The organism is Massilia rhizosphaerae (genome assembly GCF_016093545.1).
In the GTDB taxonomy this organism is placed as follows: domain Bacteria; phylum Pseudomonadota; class Gammaproteobacteria; order Burkholderiales; family Burkholderiaceae_D; genus Telluria; species Telluria rhizosphaerae.
The window spans coordinates 129,834-152,558 of record NZ_JADKYX010000002.1; the positions used below are offsets into that span (position 1 = coordinate 129,834).

Below are 22,725 nucleotides of genomic sequence, written 5' to 3' on the forward strand. Positions count from 1 at the left end.
GGAATTGATGGATGGTTTTAAATAAACTCATCCAATACAACCGCATATCTTATTTCTAATTAAGATATGTGTCCACGCGCACAATCGGCTTTTGAATAGATTCTCTACGAATTCCAACCCTTTGATTCTAAAATAAATTTCCCAATCGGCTTATATATTGCAAAAATGCACGAAGATTTACTCAAGCGACAATTGCCGATAAAATCCTTGCCATTAAAATGAAATAATTCGCGAATATTTGCGAATGCAAATATCGCAGAAATGGGTGAATATTCTCATTACCGTTGAATGGCGAACGATCGGCGTTTTGCAGCTGCGCAGGACGCGCACCGAACGCACTCGCAAATAAAAAAGCCCGCCGGTCGGCGGGCTTCGTCGTGCGCGGGCGGACGATGCGGGATCAGTCCCAGTTCAGCGCGCCGCCGGTCTGGTATTCCGTCACGCGGGTCTCGAAGAAGTTGCGTTCCTTCTTCAGGTCGATCATCTCGCTCATCCACGGGAACGGGTTTTCCTCGTTCGGGAACAGCGGATCCAGGCCGATCTGGACGGCGCGGCGGTTGGCGATGAAGCGCAGGTAGCCCTTGAACATCGCTGCGTTCAGGCCCAGCACGCCGCGTGGCATCGTGTCTTCGGCGTAGCGGTATTCCAAGTCGACGGCTTTCACGAACAGTTCCTTGATCTCGTCGCGGAATGCCGGCGTCCACAGCTGCGGGTTTTCCATCTTGATCGTGTTGATCAGGTCGATGCCGAAATTGCAGTGCATCGATTCGTCGCGCAGGATGTACTGGTACTGCTCGGCGGCGCCCGTCATCTTGTTCTGGCGGCCGAGCGCGAGGATCTGCGTGAAGCCGACGTAGAAGAACAGGCCTTCCATCAGACAAGCAAACACGATGATCGAGCGCAGCAGCTTCTGGTCGTTTTCCAGCGTGCCGGTGTGGAATTGCGGATCGTTGATGACCTCGATGAACGGGATCAGGAACTGGTCCTTGTCGCGGATCGACGGGATCTCGTTGTATGCGTTGAAGATCTCGCGCTCGTCCAGGCCCAGCGATTCCACGATGTACTGGTACGCGTGCGTGTGGATCGCTTCCTCGAACGCCTGGCGCAACAGGTACTGGCGGCATTCCGGCGCCGTGATGTGGCGATAGGTGCCCAGCACGATGTTGTTGGCGGCCAGCGAGTCGGCCGTCACGAAGAAGCCCAGGTTGCGCTTGACGATGCGGCGCTCGTCTTCCGTCAGGCCGTTCGGGTTCTTCCACAGCTCGATGTCGCGCTGCATGTTGACTTCCTGCGGCATCCAGTGGTTGGCGCAGCCGGCCAGGTATTTGTCCCACGCCCACTTGTACTTGAACGGCACGAGCTGGTTGACGTCGGTCTTGGCGTTGATGATGCGCTTGTCGTCCGCATTCACGCGCTTGGCGACGTCGGCGGCGCTGGCTTCAGGATTGTCTGCGGCGGGAGCCGGCGCCGCGGTGGTCGGTTCATCGTCCCAGGAGAGAGCCATGATGTTTTTCCTTCTTGTACTGTTTGTACTGTTTACTTAAAAGCGACGGGTCGAAATTACTGGCAGGCTTCGCACTCGTCGAAGCCCGCGTCGCCCGGCCGCAGGTAGCAGGCCGCGCCGTCCACGACGTCCGCAGCAGCTGCGGCTACCGGTGCAGGTGCCGCCGGGGCAGCCGCCGGCGCTGCCGACAGTCCGCCGTCGACCGCCACAGCGTTCAGGGCGCCGGTGCGGGTGGTCGACTTCTCCATGTGCGTCGCGGCGATCGTGCGCAGGTAATAGGTCGTCTTCAGGCCGCGCAGCCAGGCCAGTTTATAGGTCTCGTCCAGCTTCTTGCCCGAGGCGCCCGCCATATAGATGTTCAGCGACTGGGCCTGGTCGATCCACTTCTGGCGGCGCGACGCGGCTTCCACCAGCCACTTCGGCTCGACTTCGAACGCCGTGGCGTAGATCTCGCGCAGATCCTGCGGCACGCGGTCGATGCGCGACAGCGAGCCGTCGAAGTATTTCAGGTCGTTGATCATGACCTCGTCCCACAGGCCGCGTGCCTTCAGGTCGCGCACCAGGCAGGCATTGATCTCGGTGAACTCGCCCGACAGGTTCGACTTCACGTACAGATTCTGGAACGTCGGCTCGATGCAGGCGGAGACGCCGATGATGTTCGAGATGGTCGCCGTCGGGGCGATCGCCACGCAGTTCGAGTTACGCATGCCGAACTGCTTGATGCGGTTGCGGACGATGCTCCAGTCCATCGACTCCGACATGTCCTGCTCGAGGTAGCCGCCGCGTTCTTCCGCCAGCAGCTTGATCGAGTCCTGCGGGAGGATGCCGCGGTCCCACAGCGAACCTTCGTACGACTGGTAGCGGCCGCGTTCCTCGGCCAGCTCGGTCGACGCCAGGTAGGCGTAGTAGCAGACGGCTTCCATCGAGCGGTCGGCGAATTCCACGGCCTTGTCGGACGCGAACGGCACGCGCATCATGTGCAGGCAGTCCTGGAAGCCCATGATGCCCAGGCCGACCGGACGGTGGCGCAGGTTCGAGTTCTCGGCCTTCTTGACGGCGTAGTAGTTGATGTCGATGACGTTGTCGAGCATGCGCATCGCCGTGCGGATGGTCTTCTGCAGCTTGACCACGTCCAGGCCGTCGCCCTTCATGTGGGCCGGCAGGTTCACGGAGCCCAGGTTGCAGACGGCGATTTCGTCGGCGTTCGTGTTCAGCGTGATCTCGGTGCACAGGTTCGACGAGTGCACGACACCGACGTGCTGCTGCGGCGAGCGGATGTTGCACGGATCCTTGAACGTGATCCACGGGTGGCCCGTTTCGAACAGCATCGACAGCATCTTGCGCCACAGGTCGAGCGCCTGGATCTTCTTGTGCACGGTCAGCTCGCCGCGGGCGGCCTTCGCTTCGTACTTCAGGTAGGCTTCCTCGAACGCCTTGCCGACCTTGTCGTGCAGGTCCGGCGCTTCCGACGGCGACAGCAGGGTCCACTCGCCCTTTTCCATCACGCGCTTCATGAACAGGTCGGGAATCCAGTTCGCCGTGTTCATGTCGTGGGTGCGGCGGCGGTCGTCGCCCGTGTTCTTGCGCAGGTCGAGGAATTCCTCGATGTCCAGGTGCCACGTTTCCAGGTAGGCGCAGACGGCGCCCTTGCGCTTGCCGCCCTGGTTGACGGCGACGGCGGTGTCGTTCGCGACCTTCAGGAACGGCACGACGCCCTGCGACTTGCCATTGGTGCCCTTGATGCGCGAGCCCAGCGCGCGTACCGGGGTCCAGTCGTTGCCCAGGCCGCCGGCGAATTTCGACAGCAGCGCGTTTTCCTTGATGGCGTCGTAGATGCCTTCCAGGTCGTCGGCGACCGTAGTCAGGTAGCACGACGACAGCTGCGAGCGGCGGGTGCCCGAGTTGAACAAGGTCGGGGTCGAGCTCATGAAGTCGAACGTCGACAGCAGGTTGTAGAACTCGACCGCGCGCGCTTCGCGGTTTTCTTCACGCAGGGCCAGGCCCATCGCGACGCGCATGTAGAACGCCTGCGGCATCTCGATGCGGACGTCGCGGATGTGCAGGAAGTAGCGGTCGTACAGGGTCTGCAGGCCGATGTAGCCGAACTGCAGGTCGCGGTCGGCGACGATGGCTTTCGCCAGCTTCTGCAGGTCGAACTTGCCCAATTCCTCGTCCAGCAGCTCGGCTTCGATGCCCTTGGCGATGTATTGCGGGAAATAGGTGACGTATTCGGCGGCGGCGGCGGCTTGCGGCACGTCCTTGCCGAAGATCTCCTTGCGGATCGAGTGCAGCAGGATGCGCGCGGTGACCTGGCTGTAGGCCGGGTCTTTTTCCATCAGCGCGCGCGCGGCCAGCACGGCCGACTTGTGCAACTCCTCGACCGGCACGCCGTCGTACAGGTTCTTGACCGTCTCGGCCAGGATGGCGTCGGCGTCGACGTGCTTTTCCAGGCCGGCGCAGGCGGCGTCGATCAGGGCCATCACCTCGTTCATGTCGAGCAGGCGGCGCGCGCCGCCGTCGACCACATGGATCTGCGGGGCGTCGATCTGGGTATTGCCGGCCGCTTCCTTGGCGGCGCGGCGCTCTTCCATGCGCTTGGCGCGGTACAGCACGTATTCGCGCGCGACGTCATGCTCGCCCGAACGCATCAGGGACAATTCCACCTGGTCCTGCACATCCTCGATGTGGAAGGTGCCGCCGTTCGGCTGGCGGCGCACCAGCGCCGCGACCACGTTGTTCGTCAGCTGCTCGACCAGTTCGCGGATGCGCGCGGACTCGCGGCCCTGCTCGCCGTTCACGGCGAGGAAGGCCTTGGTCATCGCGACGGCGATCTTGTTCGGCGCGAACGGCACCACGGCGCCGTTGCGGCGGATGATGCGATAGTCGCCGGTCGCGACCAGTTCGGCCGCGCTCTTGCCGGCCGTCGTCCCGGTTGCGACGTACGGATTGATGGAAATGTCCGAAGATGTTTGCATTGAGCCTCCCAGCATGGCGTGTCGCACTGCCACCGCCTTCACGATTTTGTAGATGGATCCCGCGATGATGAATCCGGGGAAAGCTGCTAACTCAACAAAATTAGCAACTCGATAACTTTCTGCCGATAAAAAATAGGAGCAGCAAGATTGAGAAAACGCTGTTGCGCCCCTACTCAGCCTGTTCGGCATTAAGGCCGTTGACCACTAGATGTAGTAGACAACGGCCTTACAAACCTAATTGTAGTCGATGTACGCGATTTTTAAGAGCTCTGCGACTAAGATTTTTTTCTTGACATCGATCAGGTCCGATACTTGAAGCCTCCACGGCGAAGTAAGCGCTAACATTAATTTCGTGGGGCGATTCGGGCTGCTTACTATTCGTGCAAAATCCGGGGTTTCGGCTTTGCTGCGTTGGCGAAAAGACCACGGCCGTTCAGGGTTCGGGCGCGTGGATGCCCAGTTTCTGCATCTGGTAGCGCAGTTGCCGGACGCTGATGCCGAGCAGGCTCGCGGCCTGCGTGCGGTTGAACTGGGTCTGGTTCAGCGCACGCAGGATGATGTCGCGCTCGACCTGGCTCAGGTAGTCCGGCAGATTGCTCGGCAGCGCGTCGGCGGCCGGCGGCGGCGCGGCCGGCTCCGGCTCCGGCGCCGCCGCCGGCGGCTGGGCGGCGGGCGCGCCCTCCCCCTGCGGCACGACGCCCGCGTCGCCCAGCTTCGCCCCCTTCAGCTGCAAGTCGCCCGCCTCGATCACGCCGTCGTCGGCGAAGGCGAGCGCGCGTTCGAGCACGTTTTCCAATTCACGCACATTGCCCGGAAACGCATAGCCGCGCAGCGCTTCCAGCACGCCGGGCCCCAGCCTCGCCCCGCCCGGGCCGGCCAGGCGCGCAAGGATGGCGTCGACCAGCAGCGGCAGGTCGTCCAGGCGCTCGCGCAGCGGCGGCAGCGTAAGTTCGATCACGTTCAGGCGGTAGAACAGGTCCTGGCGGAAGCTGCCGTTCTCCACGCACCTGGCGAGATCCTTGTGCGTGGCGCTGATGATGCGCACGTCGACCGGTTCCTCGACGGTGGCGCCGATCTTGCGCACGCGCCGTTCCTGGATCGCGCGCAGCAGTTTCACCTGCATCGCGAGCGGCAGGTCGGCCACCTCGTCGAGCATCAGGGTGCCCCCGTTGGCGGCCTGGAAGAAGCCGTCGCGCTCGTCGTTCGCGCCCGTGAACGCGCCCTTGCGGTAGCCGAAGAACTCGGCCTCCATCAGCGCCTCGGGAATCGCGCCGCAGTTGACGGCGACGAACGGCTTGCCGGCCCGTGCGCCCTGGGCGTGGATCTCGCGCGCGGCCAGTTCCTTGCCGCTGCCCGATTCGCCGTTGATGGCGATGGGCGCCTGCGAGCGGGCCAGCCGCGCGATCTGGGCGCGCAATGCCTGCATCGCGGGCGATTGCCCGATCAGGCGCGACGCACCGCCCGCGTCCACGTGCGCGGGCGCGGCCGCCGGGTCGGACAGTTTCAGCGCCGCGCGCACCATCGCGCGCAGATCGTCCAGCACGACGGGCTTCGACACGTAATCGAACGCGCCGGCCTTGAGCGCCACGACGGCATTCTCGGCGCTGCCGTACGCGGTGATCACGGCGACCGGCGTGCTCTTATGATTGGCCGCCACCTCGCGCACCAGCTCCAGGCCCAGGCCGTCGGGCAGGCGCATGTCCGTCAGCACCAGCGCGTACGCTTTCTGGCCGAGCAGCGCGCGCGCTTCGCGCACGGTCGCCGCGCTGTCCACGTCGAGCCCCATCTTGAGCAGGGTGATCTCGAGCAGCTCGCGCAGGTCGGGTTCGTCGTCGACCACCAGGATGCGGGGTGAGCTCATGACTTTCTTTCCGTGTCGTTAGAGGGATGCCGCGAAGGTGATCACGAAGCGCCCGCTGGCCTCGCCCGTGCCGCCGGCCGCAGCAAAGGGCCGGACGTCCTCGGTGCGGTATTCGTAGTCGAGCATCGCCCCGTTGTTCAGGCACAGTTCGCGCGCCAGGTACAGGCCCAGGCCCGTGCCCTTGCTCGACGTCGTGTAGAACGGCTCGAACAAGTGGGCCCGCACTTCCGGCGTGATGCCGGGACCGTCGTCCTGCACGTGCAATTCCAGGCGGCCCGTGGCGTCGAGCACCGGGCACACGCGGATGCTGGCCGGCTTGCCGCTCGCGTAGCGGATCGCGTTGCCGAGCAAATTCACGAGCACCTCGCGCAAATGCAGGCCGTCGAAACGCACGCTGCGGCCGCCCGCATCGCCCACCCACACTATATCACCGGCCATGCCGTGCATTTCCGTGAACTCGGCGCGCAGCTCCGGCAGGAAGTCGTCGAGCGACACGGGCGTGGCGTTCGGCTGCACCTTGCGCGACAGTTTCAGGATGTCCTCGACCATGCGGTTCACGCGCGCCACGTTGTCGTTCACGATGCGCAGCAGGCGCACCTCGGCCTGGCCGTGCAGGTCCTCCGCCAGCAGCGACGTCGCGTGCCCGATCGCCGACAGCGGATTCCTCACTTCGTGCGCGATGCTGGCCGTCAGGCGCCCCATCGACGCCAGCTTGAGTTGCTGCGCCTGGTTTTCGATGGCGCTCACGTCCTGCAGGAACACGAGGCTGCGCTCGGCCGCGCCTTCCGGCGCGTCGACGCGCGCGAAGCGCAGCTTGAGATGCACCGGCTGGTCGAGGCGGCCGCGCACCGGTCCGTCCGTCTCGTGCCAGCGCTTGACGGTGACGTAGCCGCCCGTCGCCGCGGCCGGCGTGTCCATGCAGCGCCCGAGCCAGGCCGCGAAACTCTGCGCCACCGGCTCCAGCGCCGGCAGGTCGGTCAGCAGGAACACGTTGCCGTCCTCGCCCGGCTGCGTGTCCAGCCCGAGCATGCGGCGCGCCGCCGGATTGCCGCCGAAGACCGTGCCGTCGCGCCCCAGCACGAGGATGCCGTCGGCCACGTCGTCCACGACGATGCGGTAGATCGCCTGCTGGATGCGCAGGTCGGCGCCGCGGCGCGCGGCCAGTTCTTCCTGGTTGATGAGCCGCGCGGCCAGGCGGTTCAGCACCAGCACCACGGCGAAGAACGCGGCGCCGGTGAGCCCCGCCTGGGTCAGCGGCGGCTCGTCCGGGCGCATGAAGACCTGCCAGATGCTCTCGCCCAGCACGAACAGCGTCGCCAGCGCGGCCGAGAACAGGGCCAGCACCAGCGGCGCGAGGATCGCGGCGCCGGCCAGCGGGAACAGGTACAGCAGCGCGAGGCCGCTGCGCATGCCGCCGGCCGCCAGGTACAGCAGCGAGATCGCGCCGATGTCGACGACGACCTGGCCGGACAGCTGCCACAGGAAGCGCCGGCGCCAGCGCTGGGCGACGGCCGCGAACAGCAGGGCCGCCAGCACGTAGGCGATGCACGTCTCGGCATAGACCGTGCCGTCCACGCGGCCGCGCCGCACATCGACGGACAGGTAGAGCAGCAGCACGAGCGCGATCACGATGCGCGTGACCGTGAGCGTCTGCAGCGAGCGCCAGAACGTCGAGCGCGACTCGGCGGACAGGGACAGCCAGGGCGCCATGCGGCGTCTTACCGGGCGTCTTGTTGCGCCTCGTGCGCGTGCGCCGGGCCGCAGTAATCGCGTCCCCCGGCCCGCACGGCCTCCGACGACGGGAAATAGACGCCGCAACGGGCGCAGCAGAGCATCGGCTCGGACTTGTCCTCGACGCGGCTCCATGCCTGCGCGTCGGCGCCGGCGGACGCCGGTGCCGGACCGGCGGACGGCTCTTGTGCGCGCACCATCGCGGCGCGCAGTTTGCTGCGCACGGCCGCCACCACGAGGATGACGAGCGCAATCCAGAAAAGCAGTCGCGTCATACGAACCCCCGGTGCAGAACGACTTCGAAAACGAACCGGCTGCCGACGTAAGCCAGCGCCAGGGTGGCGAATCCCGCCAGCGTGAAGCGCAGCGCGGTCTTGCCGCGCCAGCCGCGCCAGCGGCGTCCGGCCAGCAGCGCGGCGAACAGCATCCACGACAGCAGCGCGAACACGTTTTTATGGTCCCAGCGCAGCGCGCGCCCGAACAGCTCCTCGGAGAACACGATGCCCGACAGGACCGTGAGACTGAGCAGGACGAAACCGATGCCGATCATGCGAAACAGCAGCCGTTCCATGGTGAGCAGCGCCGGCAGCTGGTCGATCGCGCCGCCCAGCCAGCCCTTCCTGGCGCTCTTCGTGTGCAGGCGCGCCTCCTGCAGCGCCATCAGCACGGCGTGGAAGGCGGCGATCGTGAGCGTGCTGTACGCCGACACGGCCACGGCCACGTGCCAGCCGAACGCGGGCGACTGGTCCTGCACGGGCATCAGGTTGCCGGGGAACAGCGGCGGCAGCAGCGCCGCGACGGCCGCGCACGGCATGACCATGCGGCGCATGCCATCCAGCGCGAAATTGCGGTTTTCGATCCAGTACGCGGCGACCGAGATCCACAGCGCGACCGACAGCATGAAGGCGAAGCCGACGCGCAGGGTGCCGTTCGTCACGACGTCCGGCCACAGCGCGACGCCGTGCACGGCCCACGCAAGAAAGGTCACGGCCGAAATGGCCGAGCCCTGCCGCGACGGCAGCAGGGCGCATACCGCGTACAGGATTGCCGCGGCGATGAATAGGGTGAGTTGCATACGCGCGAGTCTACACCATCCCGACGATGGGGGGACAGCTTGGCATTCCGTCAATCCACGGCCGCGGCCTTGATTTCGGCGTCGTGATGCCGCTGCTGCTCTTCCATCACCATCAGCCCAAGCTCGCGCTTGAGCGCGTTGAATTCGGGCGCCGCCGGATCGCGCAGGCGCGGCAGTTCGACGAGGATGTCGCGCTTGATCGTGCCCGGCCGGTAGGTCATCACGACGATGCGGTCGGCCAGGTAGATCGCTTCCTCGATGCTGTGCGTGACGAAGATGACGGTCTTCCTGAGTTCCGCCCACAGGCGCAGCAGCTCGTCCTGCAGGTTGCGCCGGGTGAGGGCGTCGAGCGCGCCGAACGGCTCGTCCATCAGCATGATCGGCGAATCCAGCGCCAGCACGCGCGCGATCGCCACCCGCTGGCGCATGCCGCCGGACAGGTCTTTCGGGTAGCGTTTCGCGAACTCCTCCAGCGACAGCAATTTCAAAAGCTCCGCCACGCGCGCCGCGATCTGCGCGCGCGGCATGCCCTTGATCTCCAGGCCGAAGCCGACGTTCTGCTCCACCGTCATCCACGGGAACAGCGCGTATTCCTGGAACACCATGCCGCGCTCCGGTCCGGGCCCGGCGACCGGCACGCCGTCGGCCAGCACGCGGCCGGCCGTCGGCGGCGCGAAGCCGGCGATGGCGTTCAGCAGGGTCGACTTGCCGCAGCCGGAAGGCCCCAGCAGGCAGACGAACTGGCCGTGCGGGACCTCCAGCGTGATGTCCTGCAGCGCGACCATGCGGTGGCCATCCCCGTCGAATACCTTGGTCACGTTGTCGATGACAAGGTGAGCTTTTAAGTCGGGCGCGCTCATGTCAATGCTCCAGGCCGCGGTGCCAGCGCAGCAGGTAGTTGTTCAGTTTATTCATGCCGACGTCGATGGCGAGGCCGAGCAGGCCGATCGTGATCATACCGGCGATGATCTTGTCCGACCAGAAGTACTCGCGCGCCTCCGAGATGCGCCAACCGAGCCCGTTGTTCACGGCGATCATCTCGGCCACGATCACGACGATGAACGCCGTGCCGATGCCGACGCGCATGCCGGTCAGGATGTACGGGACGGCAGCCGGCAGGATCACGCGCACGAACATCGTCGTGCCGCCGGCCCCCAGGTTGCGCGCCGCGCGCAGGTAGATGCCGTCGACCTGGCGCACGCCCGCGATGGTATTCATCAGCACGGGAAAGAAGGCGCCCAGCGCGATGAGGAAGAAGGCCGGCGGGTTGCCGAGGCCGAACCACAGCATCGACATCGGAATGTAGGCGATGGGCGGAATGGGCCGCAGCAGCTGGAACAAGGGATTGAGCCACGCATGCGCGATGCGGCTCGCGCCCATGGCGAGGCCGATCGGCAGCGCCAGGGCGGTGCCGACGAGGAAGCCGACGATCACGCGGTACAGGCTGCCGATGGCGTCGTTGATCAATTCGCCGGAGACCATCCACGCGAGCCGCCCGCCGCCATTGGCCTCGTGCCAGGTCGGGTAGTCCTGCAGCGGCAGCAGGTACGCGACCCACTTGTGCCACACCTGCAGCGGGGACGGCAGCACGTGTTCGTTGACCCATCCCTGGCTGACCACCCACTGCCAGACCGCGACCGCGACGACCGGCACGACCAGGCCGACCGCGATGTCCTGCCACCTGCGTTTCGTCATTCGCATCCCCTTTCACATCGCACATGGTGGGCGGAGGGCCGCCCACCCTACGATCGTGCCGTAGGGTGGGCACCCTGTGCCCACCGACCACCTGCTTATTTGATGTTCAGGCTTTTCTTCGCCTCGTCCAGCAAATCCGTCTTGACCCACTGCTTCGCCACGGGCGGATTCGCCAGCCGGCCGACGCCCGTCTTGACCATGAGGTCGGTCGTGGTCTGGATGTGTTCCGGCGTGATGTCGTAGCTGTACGGCGAATTGCTGATCGCGTCGTCGAAGTCGTCCTTCGTGATCTGGCCCTTGAACACGACCTCCCGCACGTATTTCTCGGCCAGCGCGCGGTCCCGGATGAAGGCGCTCGTGGCCATCACGAAGCAGCGCATGAATTTCTCGGCCGCCGCGTGTTTCGTGTTGTAGAACTTTTCCGTCATGACCATCGTCCGTACCGGCTCGCCGATCGGGGTGTCGTACGGCTTGAGGACCTCGACGCCGAATCCCTTGTTGATCGCCTGCGACGACTGCGGCTCGGACTGCATCATGGCGTCGATGTTCTTGCCCAGCAGCGCCTGGTTGAGGTCGGCGTAGGCCAGGTAGATGATCTGCACGTCCTTGCCCGGCGCGGTGCCGGCGGTCAGGCCCGCCTTCTGCAGCTCGGCCATCAACAGGACTTCCTGGATGCCGCCGCGCGTCACGCCCACCTTCTTGCCCTTGAGGTCCTTCACGCTCTTGATGTGGACGTCCGGCCGCGCGACCAGGCGCGCGCCGCCCTTCGCGAAGCCGGCCACGACATAGATCGGCGCACCGCCGGTGCGGCCCGAAATGGCGGCCTCGGATGCCGTCGCGCCCGCGTCGAGCTCACCCGCGATGATGGCCTGCATCACGTCCAGGCCTTTCGCGAACACGCGCTCCTCGACCTTGATGCCGCATTTGGGCGCGATTTCCTTGATGTACGAGACCGCGCCGTAGTGCGCGAACTTGAGGTTGCCGAGGCGGACGACGTCCTGGGCCTGGGCGCCGCCCGCGGCCAGCAGGGCGGCGAGGACGAGGGTTTTGCGTAACACGGTTGCTTTCATTCAGTCTCTCCGATCGGGTCGAACTTGTAGTTGGAATGAACTGCGTGCTGCAGCTCTGGAAAATAAACTCGAAGCAACATATTGTCAAACCGTCTCGACAGCTTTTACCAATAGTCAAACCGAACGGTTGACTGCACGACTTGCAAAAGGCCGGATGGAGGTCTTGTCCGGGGAAAACGCGTCCCGACATGCGGTAAAATGGCGGTATATATAGATCAGGGCACCGCTGCCCTTCAGTACAAAAGGTAGAACATGCTGGATAACCTGACCCAACGTCTTGCCAAGGTCGTCAAGACGATGCGCGGCGAAGCCCGCCTCACCGAGGCGAACACCGCCGAGATGCTGCGCGAAGTGCGCCTGGCCCTGCTCGAGGCCGACGTCGCGCTGCCGGCCGTGCGCGAATTCATCGCCAAAGTGAAGGAAAAGGCGCTGGGCGAGGAAGTCATCGGCTCGCTGTCGCCGGGCCAGGCCCTCGTCGGCGTCGTGCAGAAGGAACTGGCCGCGCTGATGGGCGCCGACCTCGGTCCGGAAGCGTCGCAGCTGTCGTTCGCGCAGCAGCCGCCGGCCGTGATCCTGATGGCCGGCCTGCAGGGTGTCGGCAAGACGACCACCACCGGCAAGCTCGCCAAATACCTCAAGGAAGAGAAGAAGAAAAAAGTCCTCACCGTCTCCGCCGACGTGTACCGCCCGGCCGCGATCGCGCAGCTGGAATCGGTGACGAAGCAGGTCGGCGCCGACTTCTTCCCGTCCACCGCCAACGACAAGCCGGTCGACATCGCGAAGAACGCGGTCGACTGGGCGCGCCGCCACTACCACGACGTCGTCATCGTCGACACGGCCGGCCGCCTGGCCATCGACGAGGCGATGATGCAGGAAATCGCCGCCGTGCACGCGGCCGTGAATCCGATCGAGACGCTGTTCGTCGTCGACGCCATGGTCGGCCAGGACGCGATCAACACGGCGAAGGCCTTCAACGACGCGCTGCCGCTGACCGGCGTGATCCTGACCAAGCTCGATGGCGATTCGCGCGGCGGCGCGGCGCTGTCCGTGCGCCACGTGACGGGCAAGCCGATCAAGTTCGCCGGCGTGTCGGAAAAGCTGGACGGCCTGGAAGCCTTCGATCCGGCCCGCATGGCCAGCCGCGTGCTGGGCATGGGCGACATCCTGGCCCTCGTCGAGGAAGCGCGCAAGGGCGTGGACATGAAGGCCGCGGCCGACATGGCCAACAAGATCAAATCGGGCGGCAAGTTCGACATGAACGACTTCCGCGCCCAGCTCGCGCAGATGAAGAAGATGGGCGGCATGGCCGGCCTGCTCGACAAATTGCCGGCCCAGTTCCAGCAGGCCGCCAACGGCGCCAATATGGATCAAGCCGAAAAACAGGTGCGCCGCATGTGCGGCATCATCGATTCGATGACGCCGGCGGAGCGCGCCAAGCCGGAACTGATCAAGGCCAACCGCAAGCGCCGCATCGCGGCCGGCGCCGGCGTGCAGGTGCAGGAGGTCAATCGCATGCTGAACCAGTACGAGCAGATGAACACGATGATGAAGAAGCTCAAGGGCGGCGGCTTGATGAAGATGATGCGCGGGATGAAGGGCATGATGCCCGGCATGCGCTGATCGTCGCGCCGCCTGAGCGGCTTTTTGCGCTTGGGACGCCTGTTTTTTCGCTCTAGAGAGGCCCGGGTAACACAACGGGCAGATTTAGGCCTTGTAAGAGTGAAAAAATTTCGAAAAAGACTTGCACGAACACTAAAACCCTACCAATATAAGCCGGGTGCGCTCACGCGCAAATTTCCATGTGTTCCGTTTAGGAGGCTCGAAGATGGCAACAGCCAAAAAAACCACCGCAGCACCCGCTAAAAAAGCCGCTGCCAAGCCTGCTGCGGCGGCAAAGCCGGCAGCGAAGAAGGCAGCTCCTGCCAAGGAAGCAGCGCCGAAAGCTACCGCAGCAGCAAAGAAGCCGGCTGCGGCACGCAAGCCCAACGCCGCTTTCATGAAAGAGATGACCCCGTCGGCACCGCTGGCCGCCGTCGTCGGCGCGAAGCCGCTGCCGCGCACCGAAGTGACCAAGAAAGTCTGGGACTACATCAAGGCGCAAAACCTGCAGGACGCGGCCAACCGCCGCATGATCAACGCCGACGACAAGCTGAAGGCCGTCTTCGGTGGCAAGGCGCAGGTGTCGATGTTCGAAATGACCAAGCTGATCTCGGATCACCTCAAATAAGAAGACCCGACTGGCTGCCCCACTGGCCCCGATACAAAAAGCCCCGGCAAGCCGGGGCTTTTTGCTTTGTGATGTGTTTGAGCGGACTCGCAACCCTACGCTCTTTGCGACGAGGTGTCCGAGATGAGATTCGACCTGGTGGACCTGCAGCTGTTCCTGCACGTGCTGGACGCCGGCAGCATCACGGGTGGCAGCCAGCGCGCCCACCTGGCGCTGGCATCGGCCAGCGAGCGTATCCAGAACATGGAAGCGACCCTCGGCGTGCCGCTGCTCGTGCGCGGCCGGCGCGGCGTGCAGCCGACCAAGGCGGGCGTCGCCCTGCAGCGTCACGCCCGTCTCGTGTTCCAGCAGCTGGCGCGCATGCGCGCGGAACTGGGCGAGCACGCGGCGGGCCTCAAGGGCCAGGTGCGCTTGCTGTGCAATACGGCGGCGCTGTCCGAATACCTGCCCGACACGCTGGCCGGCTTCATGGCGCGCCATCCGGACGTCGACATCGACCTGGAAGAACGCACGTCCAGCGACATCGCGCGCGCCGTGCGCGAAGGCGGCGCGGACCTCGGCATCGTGGCCGACACGGTCGACCTGTCCGGCCTGGAGACCTTCCCGTTCCGCACCGACCGCCTCGTGGCCGTCGCGCCGCCGGCGCTGGCGCGCACGCTCGTCGCGCAGGACGGCCAGGCGGTGGCGTTCGCGCATCTCGTCGACCTCGACCACGTCGCGCTGACGGGCGACAGCGCCCTGTTCCGCTACCTGGGCCAGCAGGCCGAACGCGCCGGCCGCACCTTGCGCGCGCGCGTGCGCCTGCGCAGCTTCGACGCGGTGTGCCGCATGGTGGAGAGCGGAGTCGGGGTCGGCATCGTGTCCGAACCGGCCGCGCGGCGCTGCGCGCGCACGATGGACATCGCCGTGCTGGAACTGGCCGACGCGTGGGCGCTGCGGCAGCTGTCGCTGTGCATGCGCAGCTTCGAGGGGTTGCCGCGGCATGCGCAGCAATTGGTGGAAGAAATCCGCGTGTGAATGGTGGGCGCGGGGCGCCCACCGAACGTTTGCGCATCAGCGGCTGGTGACCATCACGTCCGGCTTGAACTCCCAATTCTTCCACGCCGCGAGCACCGCGTTCGGATACTCGGGCCGCCCGCGGCTGCCGTTGTAGCGGCCCAGGGCGAGATAGAGGTTGCCGCCCTCCATGTCGATGTACATGCGCAGGATCGAGCAGCCGTAGCGCAGATTGGTCTGCATGTCGAACAGCGCGCGGCGGTTCGAGTCGCCGATCACCTTCGTCCAGAACGGCATGACCTGCATGTAGCCGCGCGCGCCGACCATCGACACGGCGTACTTGCGATACGCCGACTCGACCTGGATCAGGCCCAGCACGAGGCCCGGATCGAGGCCCGCGCGCGTCGCTTCGTACCACGCGGATTCGAGGAACTCCGTGCGCGTCTGCTCGTCCGGCAAGCGGCGCTTGAGGCGCGCCGACATCGCGTCGAACCATTGTTGATAACGCACGCGCGCGACCTCGTCGTGGAACACCGGCTTGGGCGGCCGGCCGTCGCGGATCGCGTGTTCGAGCGCCAGCCGGACCGACGCGGCCAGCTCTTCTTCCTTCTGGTTGCCGGCCTGCGCCGCGCCGCTGCTCATCAATGCAGCGGCGAGCAAGACCGGGCCGAGCCGGGCTGCCGCCCGGACTATCAACCGTCGCGCCATCACTTGCCCAGCTTGCCCTTGATGAAGCCGACCATGTCGGCGGCGGAAACCGCCGTGGCTTCGACATCGCGGCGGCCCTGGTATTCCAGGTTGCCTTCCTTGAGACCGCGCTCGCCGATCACGACGCGGTGCGGCACGCCGATCAGCTCCCAGTCGGCGAACATGGCGCCCGGACGCAGGCCGCGGTCGTCGACGATGACGTCCACGCCCGCCGCCTGCAGTTCCGCATACAGACGGTCGGTTTCGGTCTTGACCAGGTCGCTGCGGTCATAGCCCATCGGGCACAGCACCAGTTCGAACGGCGCGATGGCGTCCGGCCAGATGATGCCCTTGTCGTCGAAGTTCTGCTCGATGGCCGCGCCCACGATGCGGGTCACGCCGATGCCGTAGCAACCCATCTGCATCGGGACCGGCTGGCCCTTCTCGTCCAGGTAGACGCACTCCATCGCGGCGGAGTACGCCGTGCCGAGCTGGAACACGTGGCCCACTTCGATGCCGCGCTCGATCGCGAGCACGCCCTTGCCGTCCGGCGACGCGTCGCCCTCGACCACGTTGCGCAGGTCGGCGACGACGGGGTCAAGCACGTCGCGGCCCCAGTTGGCGCCCGTCAGGTGGTATTCGGCCTCGTTGGCGCCGCACACGAAGTCCGCCATGTTGGCGACGGTGCGGTCGGCCACGACGTTGACCGGCTGCTTCGTGTTGATCGGGCCCAGGTAGCCCGGCACGGTGCCGTAGGCATCCTGGATCTCGGCTTCGCTGGCGAAGCGGAAGTCCTTCAGGCCCGGCACCTTGGTGACCTTGACTTCGTTCAGTTCGTGGTCGCCGCGCAGCAGCAGCAGCCAGTTTTCCCGAACCTGTTTGCCGTCCACGTCCTTCTCGACCGTCAGCGCGATCGACTTGACGGTCTGCGCCAGGTCGATGCCGAGCAGCTTGGCGACGTCTTCGCACTTGGTCGTCCTGGGCGTGGACACCTTGGTCAGCGGCTGCGTGGCCGCGCCGCGCTGGGCGACGAGCGGCAGCGCCTCGGCCGCTTCCATGTTGGCGGCATAGTCCGACGTCGGGCAGTAGACGAGCGCGTCCTCGCCGGTGCTGGCGATCACGTGGAATTCGTGCGAACCCGTGCCGCCGATGGCGCCGTTGTCGGCCGCCACTGCGCGGAACTTCAGGCCGAAGCGGTTGAACGTGCTGACGTAGGCGTCGAACATCGTCTGGTAGGACTTCTGCATGCCTTCGACGTCGCGGTCGAACGAATACGCGTCCTTCATCGTGAATTCGCGGCCGCGCATCAGGCCGAAGCGGGGGCGGCGCTCGTCGCGGAATTTCGTCTGGATGTGATAGAAGTTGAGCGGCAGCTGACGGTACGACTTGACTTCGGTGCGCACGACGTCCGTGATCACTTCTTCCGACGTCGGCTGCAGCGCGAAGTCGCGGCCGTGGCGGTCCTTGAGGCGCAGCAGTTCCGGCCCCATCTTGTCCCAGCGGCCCGTCTCCTGCCACAGTTCGGCCGGCTGCACGAGCGGCATCAGGAGTTCGATCGCGCCCGCCTTGTTCATCTCTTCGCGAATGATGCCCTCGACTTTGCGGATGACGCGCAGGCCCAGCGGCATGTAGGTGTAGATGCCGGAGCCGAGTCGCTTGATCATCCCGGCGCGCATCATCAGTTTATGGCTGACGATCTCGGCATCGGAGGGCGCTTCTTTGAGCGTTGAAATAAAAAATCGTGAGGCGCGCATATCGGTGAATTCTTTTTAAAAAGAGAGGGTTATAATCGACCTAATTTTAAAGGATTAGCTGGCTGATGCATCCAATCTTTATACAAATGGGTCCGAAACAAGTGGTGCATGCTGTTGTTCCTGTGCAGGTAGAGGCGACGGAAGCACCTGGAACTAGGTAAAAATGTAAGAGGAATCGGCCGGCAGAAAGTTTCGAGGTGAATTATGCTCGATCGTGAAGGGTTTCGCCCCAACGTCGGCATCATCCTGCTGAACGCCAACAACGAGGTGTGGTGGGGCAAGCGGGTGCGTGAGCATTCTTGGCAATTTCCGCAAGGGGGTATCAAATACGGCGAGACGCCGGAACAGGCGATGTACCGCGAGCTCGAGGAAGAAATCGGCCTGCGCCAGGAGCACGTCAAGATCGTGGGCCGGACCCGCGACTGGCTGCGCTACGAGGTGCCCGATCACTTCATCAAGCGCGAAGTGCGTGGTCACTATCGCGGGCAGAAGCAGATCTGGTTCCTGTTGCGCATGGTGGCGCGCGACAACGACGTCAACCTGCGCCTGACCGACCATCCCGAGTTCGACGCCTGGCGCTGGCACGACTACTGGGTCCCGCTGGACGTGGTCATCGAATTCAAGCGCGAAGTGTACCAGCGCGCGCTGCAGGAGTTGTCGCGCTTTATCACGTGGCCCGCAAACGGCGAACGCCGCCACAGCTCGCGCTACCTGCGCCAGCCGCACGAGCGGCGCGGCCAGAACGGCAACGGTAACGGCGGCGGCGGCAAGGCGGCGGCGAACGCGACCAACGCCAACGCCAGCAGCAAGGCGGTGGCCGTGGCCAGCAAGGCCATCGCCGACGCGGCCGGCAGCTCCAAGATGGTGTTGGCGCAGCAAGGAGTGACGCGCAAGGAGTGAATCCGCGAGTAGCGCGGACGCAACAAAGCCAAGGCAAAGCAGCCGTGAGAGCGGTTGTCTTTGCCTTTTTTACATTTTGTTCATGTAATTTTTACAAAATTGCGCAGTAGAATCATCGGCATGATGAACACCCTGCTCCGCGCCGCCTTCGCGCTCGTCCTGCTCGCCGGCCCCGGCCTCGTCCATGCCGACGACGACGTCAAGCGCTGCACCTATATCAACGTGGCGGACCTGCCCATCCGCTACACGGGACAAGACCTCGTTCCGGCCGTCGACGGCACCATCAACGGCACGCCGGCCGTGATGCTCGTCGATACCGGCGCGCCGCAGACCGCCCTGACCATGAACGGCGCGACGCGGCGCGATCTGGGCCTGTTCATGACGGGACGCTGGATCGAGGGCATCGGCGGCAGCTCGCGCCTCTACATCACGCGGTTGAAGGATTTTTCGGTCGGACGCGCGCGCAGTGCCCGCCGCATGGAGCTGAACGTGATCGGCAGCACCTCCTTCACGCCGGCCTTCGACGCGATCCTCGGCGCGCCGTTCCTGCTGCAGATGGACCTGGAACTCGACCTGCGCGCCAAACGGATGAAGTTCTACCGTCCACGCGACTGCGACAAGACACTGCTGCTGCTGTGGAAAGAGGCCACGGTCGTGCTGCCGTTCGAGAGCAGCCGTGACTCGAGTCCGAATCCGCACTTCACCGTCATGGTCAACGGCAAGGAGATGGACGCCGTGATCGATTCGGGCTCCCACCGCAGCGTCATGATGCTGGCGGCGGCAAAGCGTGCCGGCATCGACGTCAACGGACCGGGCGCGGTCCGCATGGGCGACGTCGGCGGCGTCGGCACCGACCGCGCGGCGTACTGGATCGCGCCCGTCAAGACCGTGCAATTCGGCGACGAGACCATCCGCAACGTGGAGATCGGCGTCGTCGATGCGCAGGGCGCGAGCGACACCGACCTGCTCCTGGGCCAGGACTTCCTGCGCGCCCACCGCGTGCTGTTCGCGATGAGCCAGGAAAAACTGTACATCGCCTACCTGGGCGGCGACGTGTTTACGCGCGGCACGGGACTGGAACCCTGGATGCGCGCGGAAGCCGACGCCGGCAATGCGGACGCCCAGTACGCGCTGGCCACGATCTACGGCAAGGGCCGCGGCGTGGCGCGCGATCCGCTCCAGGCCGATCTCTGGCTGAAGATGGCGGCGGAGCGGGGCCAGCCGAACGCCAACCTGTTGCTGGGCCGCCGCCAGATGCTGGCGGGGCACCTGGACACGGCGATCCCGCAACTCAGGCGCGCGCTCGACCAGTTGCCGGCCGACCGCCTGGGCCCCCTCTGGCTGTACATCGCCCGCGTGGGCCACGGCGAAGCCGACCTGGCAAGGACGGAGTTGGAAGCGGCGCTGAAACAGCAGAAGGAAGACGACTGGCCCGCGCCCATCGCCGATTTCTACCTCGGCAAGACGACTGCGGCGCACCTGCTGGACGAAGCGGGCAAGGAGGCGAAGCTCGCACGCGCGCGCACGTGCATGGCCGAGGCCTACATGGCGGAATGGCACGACGCCCGCGGCGAAGCGGCCGAAGCCGGGGCGCTCAGGGCCACCGTGCGCACGAACTGCGCGCCCGCCCCCGGCGCGAAGCCGGCGCCGGCGCCGTCCCCCTCTGCCACGCCGCTGCCGACCGGCGGCGCCGCGCCTTCAGGAGGCGTCACGCCATGAAACTGATCGTCACCCGCCGCGGCCGCACCGATAAATACGACGACCTGCGCTGCGTGCGCCGCGACGGCAGCGCGACCGGCTGCGCGATGCCGCGCCAGGGCATCCTGCCGCACGACCTCGTGCACTACGTCGTCGAATCCACGCTCGGCTGGCGCAACGCCTTCTACGGCATGATCGCGGGCGGCACCGACATCGGCCCCGCGATGGAACAGGCGCACGATCCGGGCAACGAGGCGCTGCTCGACCAGGCCATCCACGTGGAAGCCATCGTCGAAAGCCTGCAGGCGCAGTTGTGGAGCGGCGCGTTCGACCCGGCCATGTTCGCCGAGGGCGTGCGCACGGCGTGCACGGTCCGGAACCGCAGCGTGCCCGAACTGCCGGCGGACACCGGCCGGCAGCTGTTCGACGCCGTACTGGCGCTGGACGAACGCTGGCGGCAGGTGCCCTGGCACGGCACGCTCGAGCTGGAACTCCCGGCCCCGTGAGCGCGCAGCGGGGCGGGCGCCATCGCGCTACAATGGCGCCCTTCCACCCGTTTTTCCGACCGTTCCCGCCATGTTCACCCCTTCCTCCAACGACGTCCGCCGCTTCTTTTGCGAAGCCTTCCGCAAGCGCCGCGCCGGCGAGATCCTGACCCCGATGGACGCCATCGCCGCCGACTGGATCGAGCAGCATCCGGAATACCACGACGAGCTGGCGGACGCGGACGAAGCGGTGGCGCGCGACTATTCGGTGGAAGGCGGCAAGCCGAATCCGTTCCTGCACCTATCGATGCACCTGTCGATCACGGAACAGGTGTCGATCGACCAGCCGCGCGGCATCCGCGCCGCGTTCGAGGCGCTGGCCGCGCGCGTCGGCGAGCACGAGGCGCACCACGGGATCATGGAGTGCCTGGGCGAGATGATCTGGTCGGCGCAGCGCCACGGCACGCAGCCGGACACGGACGCCTACGTCGACTGCGTGCGCAAGCGCGTGCGCTGATCAATCGAGCTTGTCGTCGGCCACGCGATAGCGCGGATCTTCCGGCAGGTTCACCTCGATCATGTCCTTCGCGCGCTCGAGCAGCGCGCGGCAGTCCGGGCTCAGGTGGCGCAGGTGCAGCCGCTTGCCGAGGGCGCGGTAGCGTTCCGCCAGGCCGTCGATGGCCTGGATCGCCGAGTGGTCCGCCACGCGCGCGCGGCGGAATTCGACCACGACGTCCTGCGGGTCGTCCCTGGGTGCGAACAGCGCCTGGAAACCGGCCACCGACGCGAAGAACAGGGTCCCCTCCAGCTCATAGACCTTCCAGCCGGCGGCGTCCTGCGACGTCGTGACGCGGACCTGCTTCGCGTGCTGCCACGCGAATACCAGCGCCGACACGACCACGCCCACCAGCACGGCCGTGGCGAGGTTGAAGACGAGCGTCACGCCCGCCACCAGCACGATCACGAAGGCGTCGGCGCGCGGCACCTTGCCGAACAGGCGGAACGTGCCCCATTCGAAGGTCTTCTCGCACACGACGAACATCACGCCGATCAGCGCGGCCAGCGGAATCCGCTCGATCACGCTGGAGCCGAACAGGATGAACGACAGCAGGAAAACCGAGGCGCAGATGCCGGACAGCCGGCCGCGCGCGCCGTTCCCCACGTTGATCATGCTCTGGCCGATCATCGCGCAACCGCCCATGCCGCCGAAGAACCCGGTGACGACGTTCGCCACGCCCTGCGCCAGGCTTTCGCGGTTCGGCTGGCCGCGCGTGTCCGTGATCTCGTCGATCAGGGTGAGCGTCAGCAGCGTCTCGATCAGGCCCACGCCGGCCAGCACGAGCGAATACGGGAACACGATTTTCAGCGTCTGCAGGTCGAACGGCACGTCCGGCACGCGGAACGCCGGCAGGCCGCCGGCGATGGAGCCGAGGTCGCCCACCGTCTTCGTCTCGATGCCGGCGAAATGCGCCAGCAGCGCGACGGCGAGGATGCCGACCAGCGTGGCCGGCACGGCTTTCGTGACGCGCGGCGTGAGGTAGACGACGGCCATCGTGAGCGCGACCAGGCCGAGCATCGTCCACAAATGGGGACCGCTCATCCAGCTGCCGCCCGCCTTGAAGTGCTCGAACTGCGCGACGAAGATCACGATCGCGAGGCCGTTGACGAAGCCGAGCATCACGGGATGCGGCACCATGCGGATGAATTTGCCGAGCCGCGCGGCCGCGAACAGCATCTGCAGCACGCCCATCAGCACGATGGCGGCGAACAGGTATTGCGCGCCATGCTGGACGACCAGCGCGACCATGACGACGGCCAGCGCGCCGGCCGCGCCGGAAATCATGCCGGGCCGGCCGCCGAACGCGGACGTGATGAAGGAGACCAGCACGGCGGCGTACAGGCCGGTCAGCGGCGACACGTGGGCCACGAGGGCGAAGGCGATGGCTTCCGGGACCAGGGCCAGCGCGACCGTCAGGCCGCTCAATACGTTGGTCTTGATGTGGGAGGGGGATACGTCGGGCACGGCGGCACTCCAAAAAAACAAATCCCCCCGGCCGGCATACGGCT

The 22,725-nt window shown here is 65.7% G+C and carries 19 protein-coding genes; 7 read left to right on the forward strand and 12 right to left on the reverse strand.

The genetic code is table 11. From position 1 onward, the window contains the following. Positions 1-400: 400 nt before the first annotated feature. The 9 genes from ISF28_RS03595 to ISF28_RS03635 form a co-directional block, all read right to left on the reverse strand. Positions 401-1,504 carry a ribonucleotide-diphosphate reductase subunit beta gene (locus tag ISF28_RS03595; protein WP_198115789.1) on the reverse strand — a complete coding sequence of 368 codons (1,104 nt, stop codon included), beginning with the start codon at positions 1,502-1,504 and terminating at the stop codon, positions 401-403. 56 nt (positions 1,505-1,560) lie between these two features. Then, positions 1,561-4,479 (reverse strand): ribonucleoside-diphosphate reductase subunit alpha, encoded by a 2,919-nt coding sequence (locus ISF28_RS03600; RefSeq protein WP_198115790.1) that lies wholly within the window; start codon positions 4,477-4,479, stop codon positions 1,561-1,563. Between the two features lie 433 nt (positions 4,480-4,912). Beyond that, positions 4,913-6,340: a sigma-54-dependent transcriptional regulator gene (locus ISF28_RS03605; protein ID WP_198115791.1), complete on the reverse strand. Its 1,428-nt coding sequence runs from the start codon at positions 6,338-6,340 to the stop codon at positions 4,913-4,915. A gap of 18 nt (positions 6,341-6,358) precedes the next feature. Beyond that, entirely contained in the window at positions 6,359-8,050 is a 1,692-nt protein-coding gene (locus ISF28_RS03610; protein WP_198115792.1) for a sensor histidine kinase, read from the reverse strand. Positions 8,051-8,058: 8 nt separating this feature from the next. Next, on the reverse strand, positions 8,059-8,346 hold the full coding sequence (locus tag ISF28_RS03615; protein WP_198115793.1) for a PP0621 family protein: 288 nt from the start codon (positions 8,344-8,346) through the stop codon (positions 8,059-8,061). Next, a complete protein-coding gene (locus ISF28_RS03620; RefSeq protein ID WP_198115794.1) occupies positions 8,343-9,146 on the reverse strand; it encodes a cytochrome C assembly family protein in 804 nt (267 codons plus the stop codon). The genes ISF28_RS03615 and ISF28_RS03620 overlap by 4 nt, the downstream gene beginning before the upstream one ends. Before the next feature lie 50 nt (positions 9,147-9,196). Continuing rightward, a complete protein-coding gene (locus ISF28_RS03625; protein WP_198115795.1) occupies positions 9,197-10,006 on the reverse strand; it encodes an ABC transporter ATP-binding protein in 810 nt (269 codons plus the stop codon). Position 10,007: 1 nt separating this feature from the next. Continuing rightward, on the reverse strand, positions 10,008-10,841 hold the full coding sequence (locus ISF28_RS03630; protein WP_198115796.1) for an ABC transporter permease: 834 nt from the start codon (positions 10,839-10,841) through the stop codon (positions 10,008-10,010). A gap of 95 nt (positions 10,842-10,936) precedes the next feature. After that, the gene (locus ISF28_RS03635; protein WP_198115797.1) at positions 10,937-11,911 is read right to left on the reverse strand and encodes an ABC transporter substrate-binding protein; all 975 of its coding nucleotides are present in this window, start codon (positions 11,909-11,911) and stop codon (positions 10,937-10,939) included. A 252-nt stretch (positions 11,912-12,163) separates the two neighbouring features. Between ISF28_RS03635 and ffh the strand changes: the two genes are divergently transcribed. From ffh to ISF28_RS03650, 3 genes are all read left to right on the forward strand, one after another. Then, entirely contained in the window at positions 12,164-13,531 is a 1,368-nt protein-coding gene (gene ffh / locus ISF28_RS03640) for a signal recognition particle protein (protein ID WP_198115798.1), read from the forward strand. 205 nt (positions 13,532-13,736) lie between these two features. Next, on the forward strand, positions 13,737-14,138 hold the full coding sequence (locus ISF28_RS03645) for an SWIB/MDM2 domain-containing protein (protein ID WP_198115799.1): 402 nt from the start codon (positions 13,737-13,739) through the stop codon (positions 14,136-14,138). 123 nt (positions 14,139-14,261) lie between these two features. Continuing rightward, the gene (locus ISF28_RS03650; protein WP_198115800.1) at positions 14,262-15,155 is read left to right on the forward strand and encodes a LysR family transcriptional regulator; all 894 of its coding nucleotides are present in this window, start codon (positions 14,262-14,264) and stop codon (positions 15,153-15,155) included. Between the two features lie 36 nt (positions 15,156-15,191). Here ISF28_RS03650 and ISF28_RS03655 read toward each other — a convergent pair whose 3' ends face one another. Both ISF28_RS03655 and ISF28_RS03660 read right to left on the reverse strand, forming a co-directional pair. Continuing rightward, entirely contained in the window at positions 15,192-15,842 is a 651-nt protein-coding gene (locus ISF28_RS03655) for a lytic transglycosylase domain-containing protein (protein ID WP_198115801.1), read from the reverse strand. After that, positions 15,842-17,575 carry a proline--tRNA ligase gene (locus tag ISF28_RS03660; protein WP_198115802.1) on the reverse strand — a complete coding sequence of 578 codons (1,734 nt, stop codon included), beginning with the start codon at positions 17,573-17,575 and terminating at the stop codon, positions 15,842-15,844. Before ISF28_RS03660 ends, ISF28_RS03655 begins: the two co-directional genes overlap by 1 nt. A 204-nt stretch (positions 17,576-17,779) precedes the next feature. Here ISF28_RS03660 and ISF28_RS03665 point away from each other — a divergent pair, with 204 nt between their 5' ends. The 4 genes from ISF28_RS03665 (at position 17,780) to ISF28_RS03680 (ending at position 21,175) form a co-directional block, all read left to right on the forward strand. Further along, complete coding sequence (locus ISF28_RS03665; RefSeq protein ID WP_229518862.1) at positions 17,780-18,475, forward strand: RNA pyrophosphohydrolase; 696 nt, start codon at positions 17,780-17,782, stop codon at positions 18,473-18,475. A gap of 120 nt (positions 18,476-18,595) precedes the next feature. Then, positions 18,596-20,194, forward strand: coding sequence for a retroviral-like aspartic protease family protein (locus ISF28_RS03670; RefSeq protein ID WP_198115803.1), 1,599 nt, complete (start codon positions 18,596-18,598; stop codon positions 20,192-20,194). Further along, positions 20,191-20,679: a hypothetical protein gene (locus tag ISF28_RS03675; RefSeq protein WP_198115804.1), complete on the forward strand. Its 489-nt coding sequence runs from the start codon at positions 20,191-20,193 to the stop codon at positions 20,677-20,679. Before ISF28_RS03670 ends, ISF28_RS03675 begins: the two co-directional genes overlap by 4 nt. Before the next feature lie 70 nt (positions 20,680-20,749). After that, positions 20,750-21,175: a DUF1841 family protein gene (locus tag ISF28_RS03680; RefSeq protein ID WP_198115805.1), complete on the forward strand. Its 426-nt coding sequence runs from the start codon at positions 20,750-20,752 to the stop codon at positions 21,173-21,175. On the opposite strand, the gene ISF28_RS03685 is transcribed toward ISF28_RS03680, so the two are convergent. Continuing rightward, positions 21,176-22,681: a SulP family inorganic anion transporter gene (locus ISF28_RS03685; RefSeq protein WP_198115806.1), complete on the reverse strand. Its 1,506-nt coding sequence runs from the start codon at positions 22,679-22,681 to the stop codon at positions 21,176-21,178. Positions 22,682-22,725 lie beyond the last annotated feature (44 nt).

Coding starts and splice junctions, on each gene's coding strand:
- ISF28_RS03675 (WP_198115804.1), top strand. CDS start 20,191: ATGAAACTGATCGTCACCCGCCGCGGCCGCACCGATAAATACGACGAC.
- ISF28_RS03665 (WP_229518862.1), top strand. CDS start 17,780: ATGCTCGATCGTGAAGGGTTTCGCCCCAACGTCGGCATCATCCTGCTG.
- ISF28_RS03610 (WP_198115792.1), bottom strand. CDS start 8,050: ATGGCGCCCTGGCTGTCCCTGTCCGCCGAGTCGCGCTCGACGTTCTGG.
- ISF28_RS03600 (WP_198115790.1), bottom strand. CDS start 4,479: ATGCAAACATCTTCGGACATTTCCATCAATCCGTACGTCGCAACCGGG.
- ISF28_RS03615 (WP_198115793.1), bottom strand. CDS start 8,346: ATGACGCGACTGCTTTTCTGGATTGCGCTCGTCATCCTCGTGGTGGCG.
- ISF28_RS03595 (WP_198115789.1), bottom strand. CDS start 1,504: ATGGCTCTCTCCTGGGACGATGAACCGACCACCGCGGCGCCGGCTCCC.
- ISF28_RS03650 (WP_198115800.1), top strand. CDS start 14,262: ATGAGATTCGACCTGGTGGACCTGCAGCTGTTCCTGCACGTGCTGGAC.
- ISF28_RS03635 (WP_198115797.1), bottom strand. CDS start 11,911: ATGAAAGCAACCGTGTTACGCAAAACCCTCGTCCTCGCCGCCCTGCTG.
- ISF28_RS03670 (WP_198115803.1), top strand. CDS start 18,596: ATGATGAACACCCTGCTCCGCGCCGCCTTCGCGCTCGTCCTGCTCGCC.
- ISF28_RS03645 (WP_198115799.1), top strand. CDS start 13,737: ATGGCAACAGCCAAAAAAACCACCGCAGCACCCGCTAAAAAAGCCGCT.
- ISF28_RS03680 (WP_198115805.1), top strand. CDS start 20,750: ATGTTCACCCCTTCCTCCAACGACGTCCGCCGCTTCTTTTGCGAAGCC.
- ISF28_RS03605 (WP_198115791.1), bottom strand. CDS start 6,340: ATGAGCTCACCCCGCATCCTGGTGGTCGACGACGAACCCGACCTGCGC.
- ISF28_RS03660 (WP_198115802.1), bottom strand. CDS start 17,575: ATGCGCGCCTCACGATTTTTTATTTCAACGCTCAAAGAAGCGCCCTCC.
- ffh (WP_198115798.1), top strand. CDS start 12,164: ATGCTGGATAACCTGACCCAACGTCTTGCCAAGGTCGTCAAGACGATG.
- ISF28_RS03620 (WP_198115794.1), bottom strand. CDS start 9,146: ATGCAACTCACCCTATTCATCGCCGCGGCAATCCTGTACGCGGTATGC.
- ISF28_RS03630 (WP_198115796.1), bottom strand. CDS start 10,841: ATGACGAAACGCAGGTGGCAGGACATCGCGGTCGGCCTGGTCGTGCCG.
- ISF28_RS03625 (WP_198115795.1), bottom strand. CDS start 10,006: ATGAGCGCGCCCGACTTAAAAGCTCACCTTGTCATCGACAACGTGACC.
- ISF28_RS03655 (WP_198115801.1), bottom strand. CDS start 15,842: ATGGCGCGACGGTTGATAGTCCGGGCGGCAGCCCGGCTCGGCCCGGTC.